The following is an 18981-nucleotide window of genomic DNA, read 5'->3' as shown; positions in this document are numbered from 1 at the left end:
CGATGGCGACCTTCGAATTCGTCGAACCTCCGCTGCTGTCTCAGGCCGGTTTCGACCGCGCCGACCACCTGCGCGACGACGCCGGTGCGCTGAGCGCCGGCTGGCCGTCCGCCCGGGTGCTGCTGCTGGACCACCAGGGCCGCTACCCGATCGACGGTGACGGCGCCCTGGCCTGGCTGAGCGCCGCCGAGGTCGCCGCCGAACCGCCCGCCGATGCGGTCCTGCTCGGGGTACTCGGCCAGACGCAGCTGTGGGCCCGCCGGAGCGACCAGCTCCCCGAACCGGTCAGTGATCCGCGGCTGGGCGCCCACCTGCTGTCCGCCGACGAGGCCGGACTGCTGGCCACCGCCCTGGGCATGCTCAACTGGCATCGCAGCGCCCAGTACTCGCCGCTCGACGGTGCCCGCACCGAGGCGGCGCGGGCGGGCTGGGTGCGCCGTTCGCCCGGGGGCGCCGACGAGTTCCCGCGCACCGATCCGGCGGTGATCATGGTGGTGCACGACGGCGGCGACCGCATTCTGCTGGGCCGCCAGCACGCCTGGCCCTATCCGTGGTTCTCCACCCTGGCCGGTTTCGTCGAACCGGGGGAGTCGGTGGAGCAGTGCGTGGTCCGCGAGGTGGCCGAAGAGGTCGGCGTCGTCGCCCATTTCCCGCACTATCTGGGTTCGCAGCCGTGGCCGTTCCCGCGGTCGCTGATGCTCGGCTTCGAGGTGATCGCCGACCCCCAGCAACCCCTGGCACTGCTCGACGGCGAGCTCGCGCAGGCGCAGTGGTTCACCCGGGATCAGGTGCGCCACGCCCTGGAACGGCAGTCGGGCTGGGGTGGTGATGCCGAGGGCGTCGAACTGATGCTGCCGCCGGCGGTCTCGATCGCGCGCTCGCTGATCACCAGCTGGACGGTGGCCAAGAAGAAACACCTCGAATGGCCGGTGTGGCCGATCCGGTGAGCGAGCCGCCGTCCTGGATGGCGCCCTGGCTGGGACTGACCCGGCTGCCGGCCGGGGAACTGCGGCGGCGCGCGGCGATCGTCGAAGAGATCGCCGCCGACGAGGGGCTGCTGACACCGGTGCCTGTACCGGGCGCCGAACACTTCGGCTGGGCCGACGGCAGCGGTCAGGAGACGCACTGGTTCTTCCACCCGGACGGGAAGATCCTGTTGACCACTTTCGACCACGAGTGCGCGCTGAACGTCTATCCCGACTACGACTACGAGCAGCAGCGCAGTCTCCTGGACGGGGTACCGGAACCACTGTGCGCGCCGCTGCTGGACCTGCCGGGCGACGGGCCGCTGCTGACCATCGCCGCCGCCGACGGCCGCACCGTCCTGACCGTCGGCGGCGTCTTCTTCCTCGACCCCGCATCGGCTGATCGGCCCGGCGAATGGCAGGTCGCCCAAGGAGTGCTCGACTTCTGTGCCGCCCGCGGGCTGGACGTCTTTCTCGAGGCCGGCTTCGCGTGGTGCGTCAGCGACTACCACCTCGACGGCGACTGCACCGTCGAGGCGATGCTCGCCGAGCGTCGCCTGCGCGGCTACTACGACGGGGATTTCGCGGACGAGGCCGCCGATCGGCGACGGTTGACCCGGTTATTCGACCGCGCCGAACGCCGGCTGGGCTGACCGGTCCGGTCACGATAGCGGCAACTAGACTGGTGGGCATGGCCGATCTGACTGTGTATACGACCTCCTGGTGCCCGTTCTGTGTCCGGCTCAAGCGCAGCCTGGACCGCCAGAAGATCGAGTACACCGAGATCGACATCGACGCCGATCCGGCCGCAGCCGAATTCGTCGGCAGCGTCAACGGCGGCAACCACGTGGTGCCGACGGTCAAGTTCGGCGACGGGACCACCAAGACCAATCCGGGGATCGGGGAGGTCATGAGCAAGCTCGGCCTGCTCTGATCCGCCCTCGTACCCGAACGCTGCGCCGTACCCGGTTTCACCGCCGCAGCCGGATCCACTGTCGGTGCCTCATGACATCCTCTGAGGCATGACGGCGATATCGGGGAGTCGGATCCGCGACGGACTCGACCCGCAGCAGCTCGAGGCGGTGCTGGCACCGCGTGGACCGGTCTGTGTGCTGGCCGGGGCCGGGACCGGTAAGACCCGCACCATCACCCGCCGGATCGCCGCCCTGGTCGAATCCGGTCAGGTCAATCCCGGACAGGTCCTGGCCGTCACGTTCACCTCGCGCGCGGCCGCCGAGATGCGCGAGCGACTGGCCGCGCTCGGGGTGGCCGGTCCGGGCAGCCAGATCTCGGCGCTGACCTTCCACGCCGCGGCGCTGCGGCAGCTGCGCTACTTCTGGCCGCAGGTGTACGGCAGCGCCCGCTGGCAGTTGATGGATACCAAGTTCCCGATGGTGCGCCGCGCCGCCCGCGAGGCCGGACTCGACACCGCCGACCGGGAGCTGGTGCGCGACCTGGCCGCGGAGATCGAGTGGGCCAAATCGTCGCTGATCGACCCGTCCGCCTATGTCGAACGCACGCGCGACGGCACCCGGGATCTGCCGCTGCGGGCCGAGATGATCGCCGAGGTCTTCCGCGCCTACGAGCAGGGCAAGACCGATCCGGCTGGGGACTTCCTGCTCGACTTCGAGGATCTGATCGGCTTCACCACGCTGGCCCTCGACAGCGATCCGGCCATCGCCGAGGAGTTCCGGACCCGCTACCGCAGCTTCGTGGTCGACGAGTATCAGGACGTCACGCCGTTGCAGCAGGGGCTGCTGCAGGCGTGGCTGGGTGGCCGCGACGATCTGACCGTGGTCGGCGATGCGAACCAGACCATCTACAGCTTCACCGCCGCCACCCCGGACTACCTGCTCGATTTCACCCGGGTCTATCCGGAGGCGACCCTGGTGCGGCTCGAACGCGACTACCGGTCCACCCCGCAGGTGGTGGCCCTGGCCAATGCGGTGATCGGCAAAGCGGTCGGCCGGGTGGCCGGTACCCGGCTGGAGCTGATCGGGATGCGGCCCGACGGTCCAGAACCGGTGTTCGCGCCGTATCCGGACGAGAACTCCGAGGTGGTCGGGGTGGTTGCGGAGATCAAGCGGCTGCTGCGGGCCGGTGTGGCACCGGGGGAGATCGCCGTGCTGTACCGGATCAACGCCGCCTCCGAGGCCTACGAGGAGGCGCTATCTGCCGCGGGCATCGACTATCGGGTGCGCGGTGATCGGGGTTTCTTCGAACGGCCGCAGGTGGCCGCCGCGCTGCGCCGGCTCACGGCGCTGGCGGACGGTCCGCCGCCGGAGATGAGCGCTGCAGCGGCGGTGCGGAAGGCGCTGACCCCCCTGGGGTACGCCCAGACCGAGCCGCCCGGGGCCCAGGCCAAGGTCAACTGGCAGCAGATGACCCGGCTGGTGGAGCTGGCCGATGAGTTGCTGGCCGCCCGGCCGGCGGCGGGTTTTGCGGAACTAGTGGCGGCGCTGACCGCGCGGGCACGGACCGAGGGGGAGTCCGACGGCGGCATCACCCTGGCGTCGTTCCATGCGGCCAAGGGGCTGGAGTGGGATGCGGTGCTGCTGACCGGACTGCACGAGGGGTCGGTGCCGCTGGGCCGGGCCAGCGGCACCCCGGCCGAACTGGAGGAGGAACGACGACTCCTCTACGTCGGCATCACCCGCGCCCGCGTGCACCTGCACCTGTCGTGGTCGGCGGCCCGCAGCGAGGGCCGGCCGGCGACGCGTCGTCGTTCCCGATTCCTGGACGGGCTGGCGCCGGCAGAAACGGCCGGAGGCGCCCCGGTCCCACCGCCGACCGGACCCGATCGCGCCGTCCACGCAGCGCTGCAGGAGTGGCGGGCCGACTATGCGGCCGCGCACAACATCGCCGAACCGAATGTGTGCAGCGGCAATGCCCTCAAACAGCTGGCGCGGGCGTTGCCGGCCACCCGCGAGGAGCTGGCGCGGATCAGCGGAATGAACGCCGAACGGATCGAGATGCTCGGCGAGCAGATCCTCGCCGTGATCGCCGAGAACCGCGAAACCGCAGGTCAAAAATAGTTTGCCCGGACCGAACCGGCGGGCGTAGCCTGGTCGGAGTTCACGTTGATCGATCAGGGAAAGGAATCGCCGTGAAGAAGGGCCACCAGCGCCAGCACGCCACCGCCGCCGCACGTGTACGCGAGGCGGCACGAGCGCGCTCGCGATTCCCCGAGGCCCACGGTCACGGCGGTAGCCGGCTCAACGGTTAGCCGACCAACCCCGACCAGGTATCCCACCCGGCCCCGGCGAATCGCGACAGCGGATCCCGGGGCCTTTCTCATGGCCCGCCGACGCGGTCGTTCCCGACCGGTCGTCGCACCGGGATTTCGCGCAGCAGTTCCCCGAACCGGTGGCCGCCGTTCAGGCGCCGCCGCTCGACACGATCCAGACGACGCGAAAGTCCACTCATGACCACCACCGAACTCCCCCTCCCCGAAGTCCTCCTGCCCGACGTCCCCCTGCCGAATCGAATAGACTCCCGGCGCCTCGAGTTGCCGTGCCAGAACGGTGATGCCGATCTGTGGTTCGCCGAGGAGCCCGCCGGCCTGGAGCAGGCCAAAGCGCTGTGCCGCGGCTGCCCGCTGCAGGAACCGTGCCTGGCCGAGGCCCTGGGCCGCGGCGAACCGTGGGGTGTGTGGGGCGGCGAGATCTTCGACCGCGGCGCCGTGATCGCCCGCAAACGGCCGCGCGGTAGGCCCCGCAAGAACGCCGCCGGGTGAGCCGCGCGGCGCGGTGCGGCAGGTGACCGCCGGCCGGTTCGTCGCCGGCGAATCCGGTCCAGGCAACGGCGGCCGCCATGTCGCGGCCGGTCCCGGCACGTCGCGACGTTCGTGCGGGTTCGACACGTGCAGGTAGGCCGCGACACGTCGGGCGAGGCGACGCGGTTGCGGCGCGAGGCCGGTGCGGGACCGGTCAGGGAGCGGGCGGAAGCTCTTCTTCCAGACCGGGGACCCACTTGTACATGATCGCGCGGTAGGGGGCTTCGGCGTCGAGCTGAGCAGCGATGCCGACGCACCCGAGCAAGACACGGAAGACCATCACGTATTCCTTCGGCAGGTTCATGTGCCGCGACGTCTTGTACACATCACCGGACAGGTCGGTGGCTTTGCCCGCGGCCCGCTGCAGCCACTTGCGCGTGAAGTGGAAGGAGTCCTCGTACAGCGGATCGACGTAGGGCTGCAGGTACTTGGCCAGGTCCTCGGGAGAGACCTTGGCGGCGTGCTCGGGGCGGATGAAGTTGTGCTGCACCAGCATCTCGCGCAGCTCCTTGTACTTCTTGTCCCGGGCCAGCGCCAGGATCGGTCCGGTCTCGGCCGGGACCCCGTCCGGGTAGTGGCCGACCGCACCGAAGTCGAGGACACCGAAGCGGCCGTCGTCGAGGACGAAGAAGTTCCCCGGATGCGGATCGCCGTGCAGCAGACCCACCCGGACCGGAGAGCTGAACTCGAACGTGGTCATCTTGGTGGCAGCGTTGTTGCGCTGTTCGCGGGTGCCGTCGGTGATGATCTTGCTCAACCGGGTGCCCTCGATCCACTCGGACACCACGACCTTCGGCGCGCTGGCGACGACCTTGGGGATGACGAAGTCGGGATCACCGTCGAAGGCGGCGGCGAAGCGGCGCTGGTTGTCGGCTTCGGCCAGGTAGTCCAGCTCGTCCTCGGTGCGGTCGATCAGCTCGTCGATCATCGCCTTGGCGTCGGTGCCGGGCGACAGCTTCTGGATCAGCCCGGACAGACGGCTCAGCGTCTTCAGGTCGGCTTTGAGCGCGTGATCGGCGCCCGGATACTGCACCTTGACCGCCACGGGCCGGCCGTCGTGCCAGACGGCGCGATGAACCTGCCCGATACTGGCCGACGCGGCGGGTTCGTCGTCGAAGGATTCGAAGCGTTCGCGCCAGCGAGTGCCCAGCTGCTGGTCGAGGACCCGGTGCACCGTCTCGGCGGGCATCGGCGGGGCTTCGGCCTGGAGTTTGGTGAGGGCTTCGCGGAAGGGTTCCCCGAATTCCTCGGGGATGGCGGCCTCCATGATCGACAGGGCCTGGCCGACTTTCATCGCGCCGCCCTTGAGTTCGCCGAGAACATCGAACAGCTGCTCGGCGGTCTTCTCCATCAGCTCGGAGCTGACCTCGTCCTTAGTCTTGCCGGTCAGCCGCTTGCCGAATCCGGCTGCCGCCCGCCCGGCCATGCCGAGCGGCAGTGCGGCCAGCTTCACATTGCGCCGCCCCTGACCCTTGGTGATGTCGCTCAACGCAGTCGTCCTTTCGCCTGTCTTGAGGATAGTGGACCGGGCGCCGGAGTGTGCGCCGGGCCACTGCCGCTCCGCACCCGCAGCGCCGGTGCGGCGGGGCGGAGAACAGCGTGGTGCCGGGCGGACGGGTGTGCACCTGCAGCTGGTGATCGAGCGTCTGCGGGGCGCGGCCGGCCGGGTCGGCCAGCCGGGCACCGATCCCGGCGATCTCCTGGGCGGCGATCGCAGCGGTCAGGGCGATGGTGCCCGGTTCGGCGGCACCGGGTAGTCGGGCCAGCCGGGCGGCGAGCATCGGCCACTCCGGATCCAGGTCGGCGCGGTGCAGATCGGCGCACCGTAGACAACTGGACAGTCCAGGCAGCACCAGCGGACCGATGGTCCCGATCCCGTCGTGCACCCGGACGGGCAGGTGCGGGATGCCTGCGGTCATCAACGCCAGGCGCAGGGCCGGATCGACCACCAGCCGGTCGGTGAGCAGCAGCAGCGTGCCGTCCGTCCCGCCGGAGCGGGACAGCGCCCCGGGTGCGAGTCCGCCGCTGAGGACCACCGTCCCGACCGCGACCAGTTCGGCCGAGAGCCGATCGGCCAGTTCGGTGTGTCCGTGGACTCGCACGCGCAGCCGGGCGGGTTCGGGTGCAGCCGGGTCGATGGCCTTGCCGGCGGCGACGAGTCTGTTCAACAGGCCGGTGAATCCGGCGACGGTCAGGCCTGCGGCCCGCAGCCGGCCACCGATCGCGGCGCGGGTCTGCGGGGTCCGCAGCTCATCGAGGAGGAGGGCGACCGCCCGCGGGATCGCCGGTGGCGGCAGGGGAAGAATCAGGGCCGAGGCCGGTTCGCAGCCGATGTACAGGCTGCCGTCACCGCGGGTGAGGACCGGGGTGCCGGCGGCCAGGACCGGTAGCGGGCGATGCGGATCGGAGCGGCTCATGGCGACACGGTGCCATCGCGGGGCGGTCGCGTCGAGAGCCCCGTCCACAGCGGGCCGGGTTGTGCACAGGGGCCGCGCGGGCCCTTGCATTCGGCCGGGCGGTCGGTTCGGCTCCGGCCGCCTACTGCTCCCCGCCGCCCTTGTCTGCGTCGCCGGCGTCCCCGTCGCCCTCGCCGCGCTGGCGGCGTTCCTCGGCGATGGTGCGCTCGAGTTCGGCGATGGGGTCGTCGAACTCGGAGGTCCCGCCGCCGATCACCCGGTCGATGAAAGCGGCCGGATCGTCCAGGTCGGCCGCATCGGGCAGGAGGTCGGGGTGGGCCCACACGCCGTCGCGGGCGGCCACATCGGAGGCCTCGTCGAGCCGGCGCCACAGCTCGGCGGCTTCACGCAGTTTGCGCGGGCGCAAATCCATGCCGATCAGGGAGGCGAAGGTCTGTTCGGCCGGACCGCCGGTGGCCCGCCGTCGGCGCATGGTCTCGGTCAGTGCCGCCGTCGACGGGATCCGGCCGCCCAGGGCGGTGGCCACCACGTACTCCACCCAACCCTCGATCAGCGCCAGCAGCGTCTCGAGCCGGTTCAGGGCGGCCTGCTGCTCGGGGGAGACCGTCGGCTCGAACGCCGCTGCCCGCCCCATCAGCTCCTCCATCTTGCTGGGATCGCTGAGCAGTTCCTGCGGATCGACGCCGCCGCCGAGTTCGTGCAGCCCGGACATGTCCATCCGGATGCCGCGGGCGTAGTCTTCGACGGTCGACAGCAGCCGCTGACGCAGCCAGCCCGAACCGCTGAACAGCCTCTGGTGGGCGGCCTCGCGGGCAGCGAGGAAGACCACGATCTCCTGACCGGGCAGATCCAGGCCCTCGGCGAACCGGGCGATCGCCTCGGGCAGCAGGGCGCCGGTGCCGACCGGAGCCAGCGGCAGGCCGATGTCGGTGGAGGTGAGCACGTCTTTGGCCAGGTGTCCCAGGCCCTGACCCAGCTGGGTGCCGAACATCATGCCGCCGAAACCGGCCATCATGCCCAGCATCGGCCCGGCCATCGCCTTGGCCTCCTCGGGCAGTCCGTCCTGCCAGGTGCTGCCCAGTGAGGCGGCGATGGGGTCGACCAGTTGCCGCCAGGTGGGCAGGGTCTGCTCCAGCCAGTCCACGGGGGTCCAGGCGTGGGTGGTGGTCAGGGCGGCCGGCAGTGTGGTGCGGTCGTCCAGCCACAACTCGGCGAGGCGGACCGCATCGGTGACGGCCTGCTCCTCGGAGGCGAGCATGGGCCGGAAGTCGCCGATCTGCTGGCGGGCCAGGCGGGTGGCCAGCTCGTAGTCGACCGGGCCCGACCCGCCGCCTGGGGCGCCCATACCGCTGAACATCTGGCCGAGCTGGGTGAACATCTGGCCGAGCATCGACGGATCGAAAGCGCCGCCGGCCCCGCCGCCACCGCCGAACATCGCCGACGGATCGAAGGGGTTGGCCCCGCCGAAGGGGTCGGCCGGGCGGCCGGCCGACGGGTCGTCGCGGCGGGCACGATCATCGTCATCGTCCCGGCCGTCTGACGAGGAGAAACCGAAGGGCAAGTCGCTCATGCCACCACGGTACCGGGATGTGCCGGTGCGGCGCGGCCTCGGTACTCTGACCCGAATGAGGCTCAACCCTTCCCGCCGGAGGTGGATCACCCTGGCTGTGGCCGCGGTGATCACGATCGCCTTCGTGATCGTGGGCAGCAACGTGCGGGTGCCGTACGTCTTGCTCAACCCGGGGCTGACGGTGAACACGATCGGCACGATCGACGGCAAGCCCGTCGTGCAGGTCACCGGCGGCGTGGACGAGGATCCCACCGGACACCTGAATCTGACGACCGTCTCGGTGACCGACGGCCTGACGCTGTTCGACGCGCTCGGCATCTGGGCGACCGGCAACGGCCAGCTGCAGCCGCGTGAGCTGTACTTCCCGCCGGACCGCTCCCGCGAGTCGGTGCAGGAAGAGAACAAGCAGCAGATGGTCGACTCCGAAAGCAACGCCACCGGAGCGGCCCTGACCTATCTGAAGCGGCCCACCGCGGCCGGGATCGGCCCGATCGCCGACAACAGCCCGGCCGCCGGGAAACTGGAGACCGGTGATGTGGTCAAGGCCGTCGACGGCAAGGACGTGGCGAGCCCGGCCGAATTCGTCGAGCAGATCCGGACCCGCAAACCCGGTGAGACCGTGGCGGTGACCGTCGATCGCGGCGGCGACCGCAAGGTGGTGGAGGTGACCCTGGGGGCGCGCGCCGACGATCCCGGGCAGGGATTCCTCGGGGTGACCGCCAAGGTGGTCAGCGCCGATCCGGCCGTGACGATCACCTACAACGTCGGGGCCATCGGCGGTCCCTCGGCGGGGCTGATGCTCTCGCTGGCCGTGGTGGACTACCTGACCCCCGAGAATCTGGCCGACGGCCGGTTCATCGCCGGAACCGGCACCATCGTTCCCGACGGCACCGTCGGCCGGATCGGCGGCATCACCCACAAGCTGAAGGGCGCGCGCGCCGACGGTGCGACGGTCTTCCTGGTGCCCGCCGACAACTGCGCCGAGGCGCTGACCGATGTGCCCGACGGCCTGGAGCTGATCAAGGTCGACACCCTCGGCGGCGCCGTCGAGGCACTCAAAGCGCTGCGGACCGGGGCGTCGCGGCCGCACTGCTGACCGGCCTCACGGCGAACCGGCCGCCGCGGCTGGCCCGGCCGGGGCGTCAGTCCGCCGGTTCGACGTCGTCGAAGGTGGCGGTCAGCGCATCGAGCAGCTCCGGCGCCAGATCCGGACTGGTACGCAGATGACGCGGAGCAACTGGATCGTCGTCGGGGGCGGCCTCGACGTCCAGAAGGGCCAGCCGGGCACCGGTGCGCAGCACGCCGCCGATCAGCCGGGCCCGCCGCCCGTGTGCAGGGTCGCCGTCGGGCGGAACGACGGTGATCTCGGTGACCAGAGCGCAGCCGGCGACCTGCGGCGGCCAGGCCAGGGTGGCCAGCAGGGCGGCGGTGTCGGCGTGCGGTTCGGGGAGTTCTTGCAGCACCGGACTGAGTGGCGAATCGTCGTCGTCATCGACGAGTTCGGGGGCCTGGGACCGCAGGACCGCCGTGGGAACCAGGGCGAAGACCTGGTCGGGTGAACCCCACGGAAGATCGGCGGAATAGGCCGCACACTGGGCCAGGGAATTGCCGAGATCGGCTTGGGAGAAGCTCACAGGGCCATTGTGCCCGGTGCCCGATCTGTCGGGTTGCGTAAGGTGAAGAGCATCGCTGTCCCCGACCCCCAATTGGAGTAACGAACGTGGTGGGTATGCGCAGTCCTGTAGGACGGCCGTCATTGTCTCGTCGAAGCAAGATCCTCATCGGTGTCGCGGTGGCGATCCTGCTGATCCTGCTGATAGGCCCGCGGCTGGTCGGGTTGATCACCGACTGGCTCTGGTATTCGGATCTGGGCTACTCGCAGGTGATGTCGACGATGCTCACCACCCGGCTGGTGGTGTTCGCGATCGCCACGGTGGTGGTGGCCGGAATCGTCTTCGCCTGCATCTACGCCGCCTATCGGACACGGCCGTCGTTGTTGATGCCGACCGGTCCGAGCGATCCGCTGGCCCGCTACCGGGAGACGCTGACCCGGCGTCCGCTGCTGGCCGGTCTGCTGCCGGCGGTATTCCTCGGACTGATGGCCGGGCTGGTGGCCCAGGCCTCGTGGACGACGGTGCAGACCTTCCTGCACGGGGAAGCGTTCGGCGTGAGCGATCCGCAGTTCGGGATGGACATCGGCTTCTACGCCTTCACCCTGCCGTTCATCCGGTTGGTCATGGATCTGCTGTTCCTGGCACTCGGGGTGGGGCTGGTGGCCAACCTGCTGACCCAGTACATCTTCGGCGGGATCCGGATCGGCGGCGGCGGCCGCCGCGGCGGCCTGAGCAATCCGGCCCGCATCCAGCTGGCGGTGATCGCCGGACTGTTCGTCGCGCTCAAGGCGGTGGCCTACTGGTTCGACCGTTACGACCTGCTCAGCAGCGACCGGCGCGGTGACATCTTCACCGGTGCCACCTACACCGATATCAACTACGTGCTGCCGTCGAAGCTGACGCTGATGGCCATCGCGATCGTGTGTGCGGTGGCGTTCTTCTCGGCCATCTTCCTGCGGGATCTGCGGATCCCGGCGCTGGCGGCGGTCCTGATGCTGCTGTCGTCGCTGGTGATCGGTGTCGCCTGGCCGGCGGCGATGGAGCAGTTCGCCGTCAAGCCCAGCGCCGCAGACAAGGAACGCGAGTTCATCCAGCGCAACATCACCGCGACCCGGGATGCGTACCGGATCCGGCCCGAGCTGGACATCAGCTACGACAACAACTGGACCCGCACCCCGGCGGTGCCGGCCGAGGTCAACTCCGACGAGGCGACCCTGAGTAACATCCGGATCCTGGATCCGGCCGTGCTCACCCGCGCCTTCCATCAGCGTCAGGCCCTGCGCAACGTGTACGGCTTCCCCGAGCAGCTGGCGGTGGACCGCTACAAGGTCGACGGCCAGCAGCGCGACTTCGTCGTGGCCGCCCGTGAACTGGATCCGCGTCGTCTCGACGAGAACCAGACCAACTGGATCAACAAGCACACCGTCTTCACCCACGGCAACGGTTTCATCGCCGCCCAGGCCAATACGGTCGACGAGGTCTCCAACGATTCCTCCTCCGACCGCGGCGGTATGCCGGTGTTCATCGTCGCCGACATCCAGACCATTCAGGACAAGGCCGCTCAGGCGAAGCTTCCCTTCCAGGTGAAGCAGCCGCGCATCTACTTCGGTGAGCTGATCGCCAAGGTCAATCCCGACTACGCGATCGTCGGTTCCAACGAGGGGGACCGGGAGTACGACGGGGAGGGCCTGCAGTACACCTACTCGGCCGATTCGGGTGTGAGCCTGGGTAACTGGGGCACACGCCTGCTGTACACGATCAAGTACGGCGAGCGGAACTTCCTGCTGTCCAATGCGCTGAACGAGAACTCCCGCATCCTCTACAACCGGGATCCGCGCGACCGCGTCAAGAAGGTCGCGCCGTGGCTGACGGTGGACTCCAAGACCTATCCGGCGGTGATGACCGACGGGTCGATCAAGTGGATCGTCGACGGTTACACCACGCTGGAGAAGTACCCGTACGCCCAGCGCATGTCGCTGCAGGATGCGACCGCCGACTCCCGGCAGGCCAACAGCGGCACCACCGGACGTACACAGGTCGCCGAAGAGGTGTCGTATGCGCGCAACTCGGTGAAGGCCACCGTCGACGCCTATACGGGCAAGGTGGATCTGTACCAGGCCGATGACACCGATCCGGTGCTCAAGACCTGGATGAAGGTCTTCCCCGGCACGGTCAAGCCCAAGTCCGAACTGGACGCCCAGCCTGATCTGCGCGCCCACATGCGGTACCCGGAGGACCTGTTCAAACTGCAGCGGGAACTGCTCAAGCGGTACCACGTGGACGATGCCCAGACCTTCTTCCGGGCGAACAACTTCTGGTCGGTGCCCTCGGATCCGACCACCGACGGCGATCTGAACCTCAAGCAGCCGCCGTACTATTTCACCGCATCGGCGCCGGGTGAGGAGAACCTGCCGCAGTTCCAGCTGACCGGTGTGCTGACGGCACTGTCGCGGCCGAACCTGTCGGCCTATGTCACGGCCAACTCCGATCCGGCCAACTACGGTCGGCTCACGGTCAAGGTGACGCCGACGGCCAGCCAGACGGTCGGTCCACGTCAGGCGTCGGAGAACATGAAGACCAACGCCCGCGTGCAGCAGGAGCTGAAGCTGCTGGAGAACACGAACGTGATCTACGGCAACCTGCTGGCGCTACCGGTGGGCCGCAACGGGCTGCTGTACGTCCAGCCCATCTACACCGAAGCCAAATCCGGTGACTCGGCCATGCCCAAGCTCTACCGGGTGCTGACCTACTACAACGCCGCCGCCGGCGAGAACAATGTTCGCGTCGGCTTCGCCGCGACCGTCGGCGAGGCGCTCAGTCAGGTGGGCATCAACCCGAGTGCGGCCACCCCGACACAGGCCGGGGAGACCGCCGAGAGCGAACCGGAGGAGCAGACCCCCGGGCAGGAACCCAAGCCGGTGGCTCCGTCGAGCCCGGGGACCGGGGACGACGCGGCACGCGCCGCCGCGGTCAAGGAGCTCGGTGCCGCACTGGAAGGAGTCAAGGACGCCCAGACCAGTGGTGACCTGGGCAAGCTCGGTGATGCGCTGAAGCGGCTCGACGATGCGATCAACAAGTACGAGTCGCTCGGCGGCTGACCGCGGCCCGGCGGGGTAAACGCACGACGACGCGGGTTCTTCTCTCTCTTCGAGAAGAACCCGCGTCGTCTTCATGTGGGGCGCTGACCCGTGGTGCCGCGTCTCGACTCGCTGTGGCGTTGCGGGTGTTTCGCCCCGGTCTGCGGGCGCCGGCCGGTGGGGGAGGCCTAGCCGCGCACCCGCGTCAGGTAGCGCTTGATCTCTTCGGGGGTGTTGTCGGGCAGCATCGGCGAATGATCGACCTTCTGCGACAGATAGGCGAAGATCCCCGCCGTGGTCAACAGCAAGGTCAAAGCGACGACGCCGTAGACGATGTTGGTCGGCTTGTTGTCAGGCAGGTCGTTGAGAGTGACCAGCCAGAGTGCCGAGAACGTTCCGCCGAGCAGCAGCGTCGTGAACGCGACCATACTGAGCGGATGCCAGCCGCTGGTTTCTCGAGTGGTGTGGGTGGCCATGGCTCCTCCTTCGCCTCGGGGCCGTCGGACACCCCCATCCTACACCGAATGTGAGAAAAATCACCTGGCTGATCGGGCTGTGACCGGGACATCTCTGGGTCAGTGCGCTAGCCGGCCGGGGGGGCACGTGGGGTGCACGGCATCGGCGGCGCCCGGGCGGGGTCAGCACGCCCCGTGGACGGCTGAAGGTCCAGGTGAGAGGCTGTTTCCCGGGGCTTGGGCGGCGTGGCGGCGTGCCGGTGTCTGGTGACGAATCCGGGTGGGCGGCAACCGATTTGCACGTCGGGCCGGCCGTTGTGTAACGTAGTCCTCGCAACGCGGGGTGGAGCAGCTCGGTAGCTCGCTGGGCTCATAACCCAGAGGTCGTAGGTTCAAATCCTGCCCCCGCTACCAACAAGAAGACCCGCACCGGAAACGGTGCGGGTCTTCTGCATTCCAGTGGTGGTTACTGCCAGCAGCCCTGAAGGGTTTGGAAGTCGCCCGCGAACGCGAAGCCTTCACCGGAGCAGGTCGGTCCCTTTTTGCCGTCGATCACGATACTGGCACCGGGGCCGGCGATGCCGATAGCCAAGCCCGGGTTGTTTCCGGTTGCCTTCACCGACGAGTTGGGACCAATGGCAATGGCTGCAGGGCCGGAGTAGTTGTCGGCCTGCGCCCATGCGGTGCCGCCACCCTCAGCGATCGACAATGCCAAGCCGGTGTCGCCAGCCACAGCCTCACAACCGCCGGCCATGGTCGACTGCCCGGGCAAGCTGCCACACACGTCGATCTGGGCGTTTGCGTGGCCGGTACCGGCCACGCCTGCAGCACCGACGACACCTGCTCCGGCAATCAGCAGTCCAATGGCGAATCGCTTAGGTGCGTTCATGATGACTTGTCTCCTTTGTAGCGGTGCAGTGCTGGTCACTGCTTGCAAGTCATTCGGAACGACGTACGTTGCGGATGGGTCAGTTCTCGCCGCCAGCGAATCTCGGCGAGAGCCCGCCGGGGCCCTGCCCCGCCGGAGCGATCGGCCCCGTCCGGTGCAGTCGCACGGGCCGGGGCCGATCGGTAGCTCGGGGTCGTGTCGGTCAGCGCAAGGCGACCAGTTCGTGCAGGGTGCTGCCGGTCACGGTGTCGACCGAGCCGTCGTCCTGGTTCACCGACAGGGTGAAGTCGGACTTGAAGCGGAAGTACCCGGGCCGGCCGATGAGCCGGTCGGTGACCGGCCGCATGAACTTGCTGCCCAGCACCGGGATGTCCTCCAGCAGCGACTGCGCATGCAGGACCTGCTGCACCCGCAGCTCCAGGGAGAACTGGCCGGGGGAGTCCAGCGACAGCGTGGTCGGGTAGGTGCGGCCGGCATCGGGGTTGAACTCGGTGGGCCCCTCGGTGAAGTCGACTTCGCCGGTACTGAGCAGGATCTCATCGCCCTTGGCGAGCATGGCCGGCTTGATCTGCAGGTTGCCGTAGCGGTCCTGGGTGCCGACGATCGCGTACAGGAAGGTGTAGTCCTGGGTGTACAGCCGTCCCCAGTGCCAGCGGTCGATCACTTTGCGCATATCGCCCACGCCCCAGTTGTGGTCGGCATAGCCGCGGCCGCTCACCTCCTGGTCGTCCGAGCCGATCTGCATGCGGCCGGTCACCTTGGCGCGGGGTGCGCCGACGCACCAGCCGAAGATCCCGCCGTCGCCGAAGTTGGTCTCACCGCGACCGGGCATCCACGGCGGCACCTCGTTCTCGAAGGTCAGGTCGAGGACGACGTCTTCCTCTTCCAGGTGCACCCGGTAGGAGGGCAAGTCGCAGGAGAAGTCGACGACGGCCCAGTTGGGACCGATGGCCACGTCCGTTTCGACGGTGGAGAAACGGCTGGCCCGCTGCGGGTAGCGCTGGGCGATCTGGCGGCGGCTGCCGTCGGGCCGGTAGACGATGATCTCCACCCACGGACGCGCGAACGGCGGATCCTCGGGGCGCCGCTTCACCAGGAAGCCGACGACGGTGTAGCCGTTGTCCAGGTGGGCGTCGAAGTACCAGTGTTCGAACGCCGTGCGATCGGGGCGGTCGTGCAGGGCGTTGTGCTCGGGCAGCACTTCGGTCAGGATGCCGTCTTTGCGGCCCGGCCCGTTCCAGGCCTCATCGGCGGCGATGGTCTTCATAGGTGGTGTTCTCCGATGTTCGGCGGACCGGCCACAGGTACCGGTCCGATTGGGAAATGCTGGTCGGGACATGCCGGCGGGCGGCCCGGGCATGTCGACAGGGAGGGGCCGGGCACGCCGGGCCCTCCCAGATCAGCGCCTCATACGACGCCCTCGTCGTGCAGCGCGGTGATCTGTTCGTCGCTCAGGTTCAGCAGTCCGCCCAGGACTTCGGCGTTGTGGTGGCCGGGGGCCGGGGAACCGGCGAAGCGGATCGATCCGGGCGTCTGCGACAGTTTGGGAACCACCCCCGGTCCCAGGACCTCGCGGCCCAGCCGAGGGTCGGGGTGGGGCACCAGCATGTCGCGGTCGCGGAACTGCGGATCGGCCACGACGTCGGCGACGGTGTTGACCGGACCGGCCACCACCCCCGCGCCGGCGAGTACATCGATCACCTCGGCACGATCGCGTTCACTCACCCAGGCGCCGATCACCTCGTCGAGCAGGTCTTCGTGACGGCCGCGGGCCCGATGGTCGCGGGTGCGCGGATCGTCGATCAGATCCTCGCGCCCGATGGCCCGGCACAGCCGGGCGAACACCGAGTCCTGGTTGGCGGCGATGATCACCCAGTGCCGGTCGGCGGTCAGGTAGATGTTCGACGGCGCGATCCCGGTGAGCCGGGTGCCCGAGGGCTCGCGGACCACCCCGGCCAGGTCGTAGTCGGGGATGGTCGATTCGAGCATCGCCAGACACGATTCGGTCAGGGCCACGTCGACGACCTGCCCGCGGCCGGTGCGGCTGCGGGCGTGCAGGGCGGCCAGGATTCCCTGGGTCGCGAACATGCCGGCCAGTGAGTCTCCCAGGGACAGGGCCAGGCGCGGTGCCGGACCGCCGGGGAAACCGTTGATGTACCGCAGTCCGCTGATCCCCTCGGCCACCGACGCATAGCCGGCCTTGAAGGCGTCCGGTCCGGTCTGCCCGTACCCGGATACCCGGGCCAAGATGATGCCCGGGTTGCGTTCGGCCAGCACCTCGTATCCCAGGTCCCACTTCTCCAGGGTGCCGGGACGGAAATTCTCGACGATGATGTCGCTGGCCTCGACCAGTTCCAGGAACAGCTCGCGCCCCTGCGGGCGGCGCAGATCCAGACTGACCGCACGTTTGTTGCGGGCGTGCACGGTCCAGAACGCGCGTTCACCGTCGACCTCGGCCTGCCCCCATGTCCGCAGCGGATCGGGGGAGCCGGGGGCCTCGATCTTGATGACGTCGGCCCCCAGGTCGCCGAGCAGCCGCCCCGCGAACGGCCCGGCGATCAGCGTGCCGAGTTCGAGAACCCGCAGATCGCTCAGTGGGCCGTTCGCGGTGACGGACCCGGGCGGGTCCTGTCCCGCCTGTTCCCGCCCGGCCGGACGCTGCTCAGAAGGCAAGGTGAACGGTCTTCTCTTCGGTGTTGGCGAGGATGCCGGACTTGCCGAGCTCGCGGCCGTAGCCGGAGGCCTCGCGGCCGCCCCACGGCAGCGACGGCTCGGGGACACCCCAGCCGTTGACCCAGACCATGCCCACGCGCAGCTTGGGGATTACCGCATGGGCGGTGGCCAGGCTGGTGGTGTGCAGCATCGCGTTGAGCCCGTACTTGGTGTCGTTGGCGATGGCCACGGCCTCTTCGGTGGTGTCGAACGGGATCACCGTGGCCACCGGCCCGAAGATCTCTTCGCGCGCGATGGTCAGATCGTTGTGGCCGCGGAACACGGTCGGGGTCACGAAGTAGCCCGGCCGGTCCAGGCGGTCACCGCCGATCACCAGGTCGGCGCCCTCCTCGCGGCCCAGCGAGATGTAGCGCTCGATGGTGGCCAGCTGCTTGCTGTTGACGATGGTGCCCATGGTGCTGGCCTCGTCGCGCGGGTCGCCGATCACGGCGGCCTCGGCGGCGGCGACCAGACCGGCGACCACCTCGTCGACGCGGGAGCGGTGCACCAGCACACGCGTACCGGCGGCGCACACCTGACCCTGGTGGTAGAAGGTGCCCATCGCGATCCACGGCATCGAGTTCTCCAGATCGGCGTCGGCGAAGACGATCTGCGGGGACTTGCCGCCCAGTTCCAGGGTCATCTTGCGGAACTTGTCGCCGGCGCGGGGATTGATGGTCCGGCCGACCCGGGCGCTGCCGGTGAAGCTGATCTTGTCGATCCCCGGGTGCTGGGCCAGCGCCGCACCGGCGACCTCGCCCAGACCGGTGACCACGTTGAGCACGCCCTCGGGCAGGCCGGCCTCGGTCAGCAGCTCGGCCAGGCGGATCGTCGACAGCGAGGCGTCTTCGGCGGGCTTGATCACGGCGGTGTTGCCGGCGGCCAGGGCCGGGGCCAGTTTCCAGCCGGCGATCACGGCCGGGTTGTTCCACGGGGTGATCGCCCCGACCACGCCCAGCGGCTGGCGCAGCGTGTAGCCGAAGCGCTGCTGCGGGCCGTAGCTGGGCAGCGGCGTGGTCTCACCGGTGATCTTGTCGGCCCAGCCGGCGAAGTGCCGGAAGCAGCCGGCCACGACGGGGATGTCGCCGTTGACGCTGTCGCGGAACAGCTTGCCCATCTCGACCGCCTCCAGAGCGGCCAGGTTCTCGGCGTCGGCCTCGATCAGGTCGGCGGCCCGGTTGAGGATGCGGCCGCGCTCGGCGCCGGTCATCTCCGACCAGACGCCCGAGTCGAAGGTCTCCCGGGCGGCGGCCACCGCCGCATCGACGTCGTCGGCACCGCCGGCGGGCAGTTCGCTGACCACCGTCTCATCGGCCGGGTTCAGCGAGGTGAAGGTGGCACCGTCGGCGGCGCCGCGTCGGGTGGTACCGATACGCAGGGAGACATCGGGGATCGTCGGCTCGAATCGAAGCGCGGCGTCAGCGGTCATCAGGAAACTCCTTGGGTTGCTCTGGGTGGGAGGCAGTGCTGTGGGGTGGAACAGGGAGGGTCGGCACAGGGCCGGGGGG

Annotated in this window: 16 protein-coding genes and 1 tRNA gene; 8 read left to right on the top strand and 9 right to left on the bottom strand. The window is 69.2% G+C overall.

Annotated elements, in window-relative coordinates:
- Positions 1 to 2: 2 nt before the first annotated feature.
- The 5 genes from nudC to GOHSU_RS02755 all read left to right on the top strand — a co-directional run bounded on the left by nudC (position 3) and on the right by GOHSU_RS02755 (position 4701).
- On the top strand, positions 3 to 947 hold the full coding sequence (gene nudC / locus GOHSU_RS02775) for an NAD(+) diphosphatase (RefSeq protein WP_005936498.1): 945 nt from the start codon (positions 3 to 5) through the stop codon (positions 945 to 947).
- A complete protein-coding gene (locus tag GOHSU_RS02770) occupies positions 932 to 1618 on the top strand; it encodes a hypothetical protein (protein WP_155828522.1) in 687 nt (228 codons plus the stop codon). Before nudC ends, GOHSU_RS02770 begins: the two co-directional genes overlap by 16 nt.
- Positions 1619 to 1656: 38 nt before the next feature.
- Positions 1657 to 1899 carry a mycoredoxin gene (locus GOHSU_RS02765; RefSeq protein WP_029759717.1) on the top strand — a complete coding sequence of 81 codons (243 nt, stop codon included), beginning with the start codon at positions 1657 to 1659 and terminating at the stop codon, positions 1897 to 1899.
- 88 nt (positions 1900 to 1987) lie between these two features.
- On the top strand, positions 1988 to 4000 hold the full coding sequence (locus tag GOHSU_RS02760; RefSeq protein ID WP_005936490.1) for an ATP-dependent DNA helicase UvrD2: 2013 nt from the start codon (positions 1988 to 1990) through the stop codon (positions 3998 to 4000).
- Positions 4001 to 4389: 389 nt separating this feature from the next.
- Complete coding sequence (locus GOHSU_RS02755) at positions 4390 to 4701, top strand: WhiB family transcriptional regulator (protein WP_005936488.1); 312 nt, start codon at positions 4390 to 4392, stop codon at positions 4699 to 4701.
- A gap of 193 nt (positions 4702 to 4894) precedes the next feature.
- On the opposite strand, the gene GOHSU_RS02750 is transcribed toward GOHSU_RS02755, so the two are convergent.
- The 3 genes from GOHSU_RS02750 to GOHSU_RS02740 form a co-directional block, all read right to left on the bottom strand.
- A complete protein-coding gene (locus GOHSU_RS02750) occupies positions 4895 to 6229 on the bottom strand; it encodes an ABC1 kinase family protein (protein WP_005936483.1) in 1335 nt (444 codons plus the stop codon).
- Complete coding sequence (locus GOHSU_RS16695; protein ID WP_024332490.1) at positions 6114 to 7157, bottom strand: hypothetical protein; 1044 nt, start codon at positions 7155 to 7157, stop codon at positions 6114 to 6116. Before GOHSU_RS16695 ends, GOHSU_RS02750 begins: the two co-directional genes overlap by 116 nt.
- A 121-nt stretch (positions 7158 to 7278) precedes the next feature.
- Positions 7279 to 8727 carry a zinc-dependent metalloprotease gene (locus GOHSU_RS02740; protein WP_005936476.1) on the bottom strand — a complete coding sequence of 483 codons (1449 nt, stop codon included), beginning with the start codon at positions 8725 to 8727 and terminating at the stop codon, positions 7279 to 7281.
- Positions 8728 to 8782: 55 nt separating this feature from the next.
- Between GOHSU_RS02740 and GOHSU_RS02735 the strand changes: the two genes are divergently transcribed.
- On the top strand, positions 8783 to 9823 hold the full coding sequence (locus GOHSU_RS02735) for a YlbL family protein (protein WP_024332489.1): 1041 nt from the start codon (positions 8783 to 8785) through the stop codon (positions 9821 to 9823).
- A gap of 46 nt (positions 9824 to 9869) precedes the next feature.
- Here GOHSU_RS02735 and GOHSU_RS02730 read toward each other — a convergent pair whose 3' ends face one another.
- Entirely contained in the window at positions 9870 to 10361 is a 492-nt protein-coding gene (locus GOHSU_RS02730) for a PPA1309 family protein (RefSeq protein WP_005936470.1), read from the bottom strand.
- A gap of 95 nt (positions 10362 to 10456) precedes the next feature.
- On the opposite strand from GOHSU_RS02730, the gene GOHSU_RS02725 reads away from it, so the two are divergent.
- Positions 10457 to 13438 (top strand): UPF0182 family protein, encoded by a 2982-nt coding sequence (locus tag GOHSU_RS02725; RefSeq protein ID WP_174293520.1) that lies wholly within the window; start codon positions 10457 to 10459, stop codon positions 13436 to 13438.
- 167 nt (positions 13439 to 13605) lie between these two features.
- On the opposite strand, the gene GOHSU_RS02720 is transcribed toward GOHSU_RS02725, so the two are convergent.
- Positions 13606 to 13893, bottom strand: coding sequence for a hypothetical protein (locus tag GOHSU_RS02720; protein ID WP_005936464.1), 288 nt, complete (start codon positions 13891 to 13893; stop codon positions 13606 to 13608).
- Between the two features lie 316 nt (positions 13894 to 14209).
- Between GOHSU_RS02720 and GOHSU_RS02715 the strand changes: the two genes are divergently transcribed.
- Positions 14210 to 14286, top strand: a tRNA-Met gene (locus GOHSU_RS02715).
- A 52-nt stretch (positions 14287 to 14338) separates the two neighbouring features.
- On the opposite strand, the gene GOHSU_RS02710 is transcribed toward GOHSU_RS02715, so the two are convergent.
- The 4 genes from GOHSU_RS02710 to GOHSU_RS02695 all read right to left on the bottom strand — a co-directional run bounded on the left by GOHSU_RS02710 (position 14339) and on the right by GOHSU_RS02695 (position 18902).
- The gene (locus GOHSU_RS02710) at positions 14339 to 14761 is read right to left on the bottom strand and encodes a DUF6764 family protein (RefSeq protein WP_005936457.1); all 423 of its coding nucleotides are present in this window, start codon (positions 14759 to 14761) and stop codon (positions 14339 to 14341) included.
- A 202-nt stretch (positions 14762 to 14963) separates the two neighbouring features.
- Positions 14964 to 16028, bottom strand: coding sequence for a lipocalin-like domain-containing protein (locus tag GOHSU_RS02705; RefSeq protein WP_005936456.1), 1065 nt, complete (start codon positions 16026 to 16028; stop codon positions 14964 to 14966).
- Positions 16029 to 16168: 140 nt separating this feature from the next.
- Positions 16169 to 17356: a CaiB/BaiF CoA transferase family protein gene (locus GOHSU_RS02700; protein WP_029759713.1), complete on the bottom strand. Its 1188-nt coding sequence runs from the start codon at positions 17354 to 17356 to the stop codon at positions 16169 to 16171.
- A gap of 67 nt (positions 17357 to 17423) precedes the next feature.
- Positions 17424 to 18902 carry an aldehyde dehydrogenase family protein gene (locus GOHSU_RS02695; protein ID WP_005936450.1) on the bottom strand — a complete coding sequence of 493 codons (1479 nt, stop codon included), beginning with the start codon at positions 18900 to 18902 and terminating at the stop codon, positions 17424 to 17426.
- Positions 18903 to 18981: the final 79 nt, after the last annotated feature.

This window comes from Gordonia hirsuta DSM 44140 = NBRC 16056, from assembly GCF_000333015.1.
GTDB classification, from domain to species: Bacteria; Actinomycetota; Actinomycetes; order Mycobacteriales; family Mycobacteriaceae; genus Gordonia; species Gordonia hirsuta.
The sequence above is the reverse complement of the archived record's forward strand: the minus strand, read 5'-3'. Positions and strand labels throughout refer to the sequence as shown.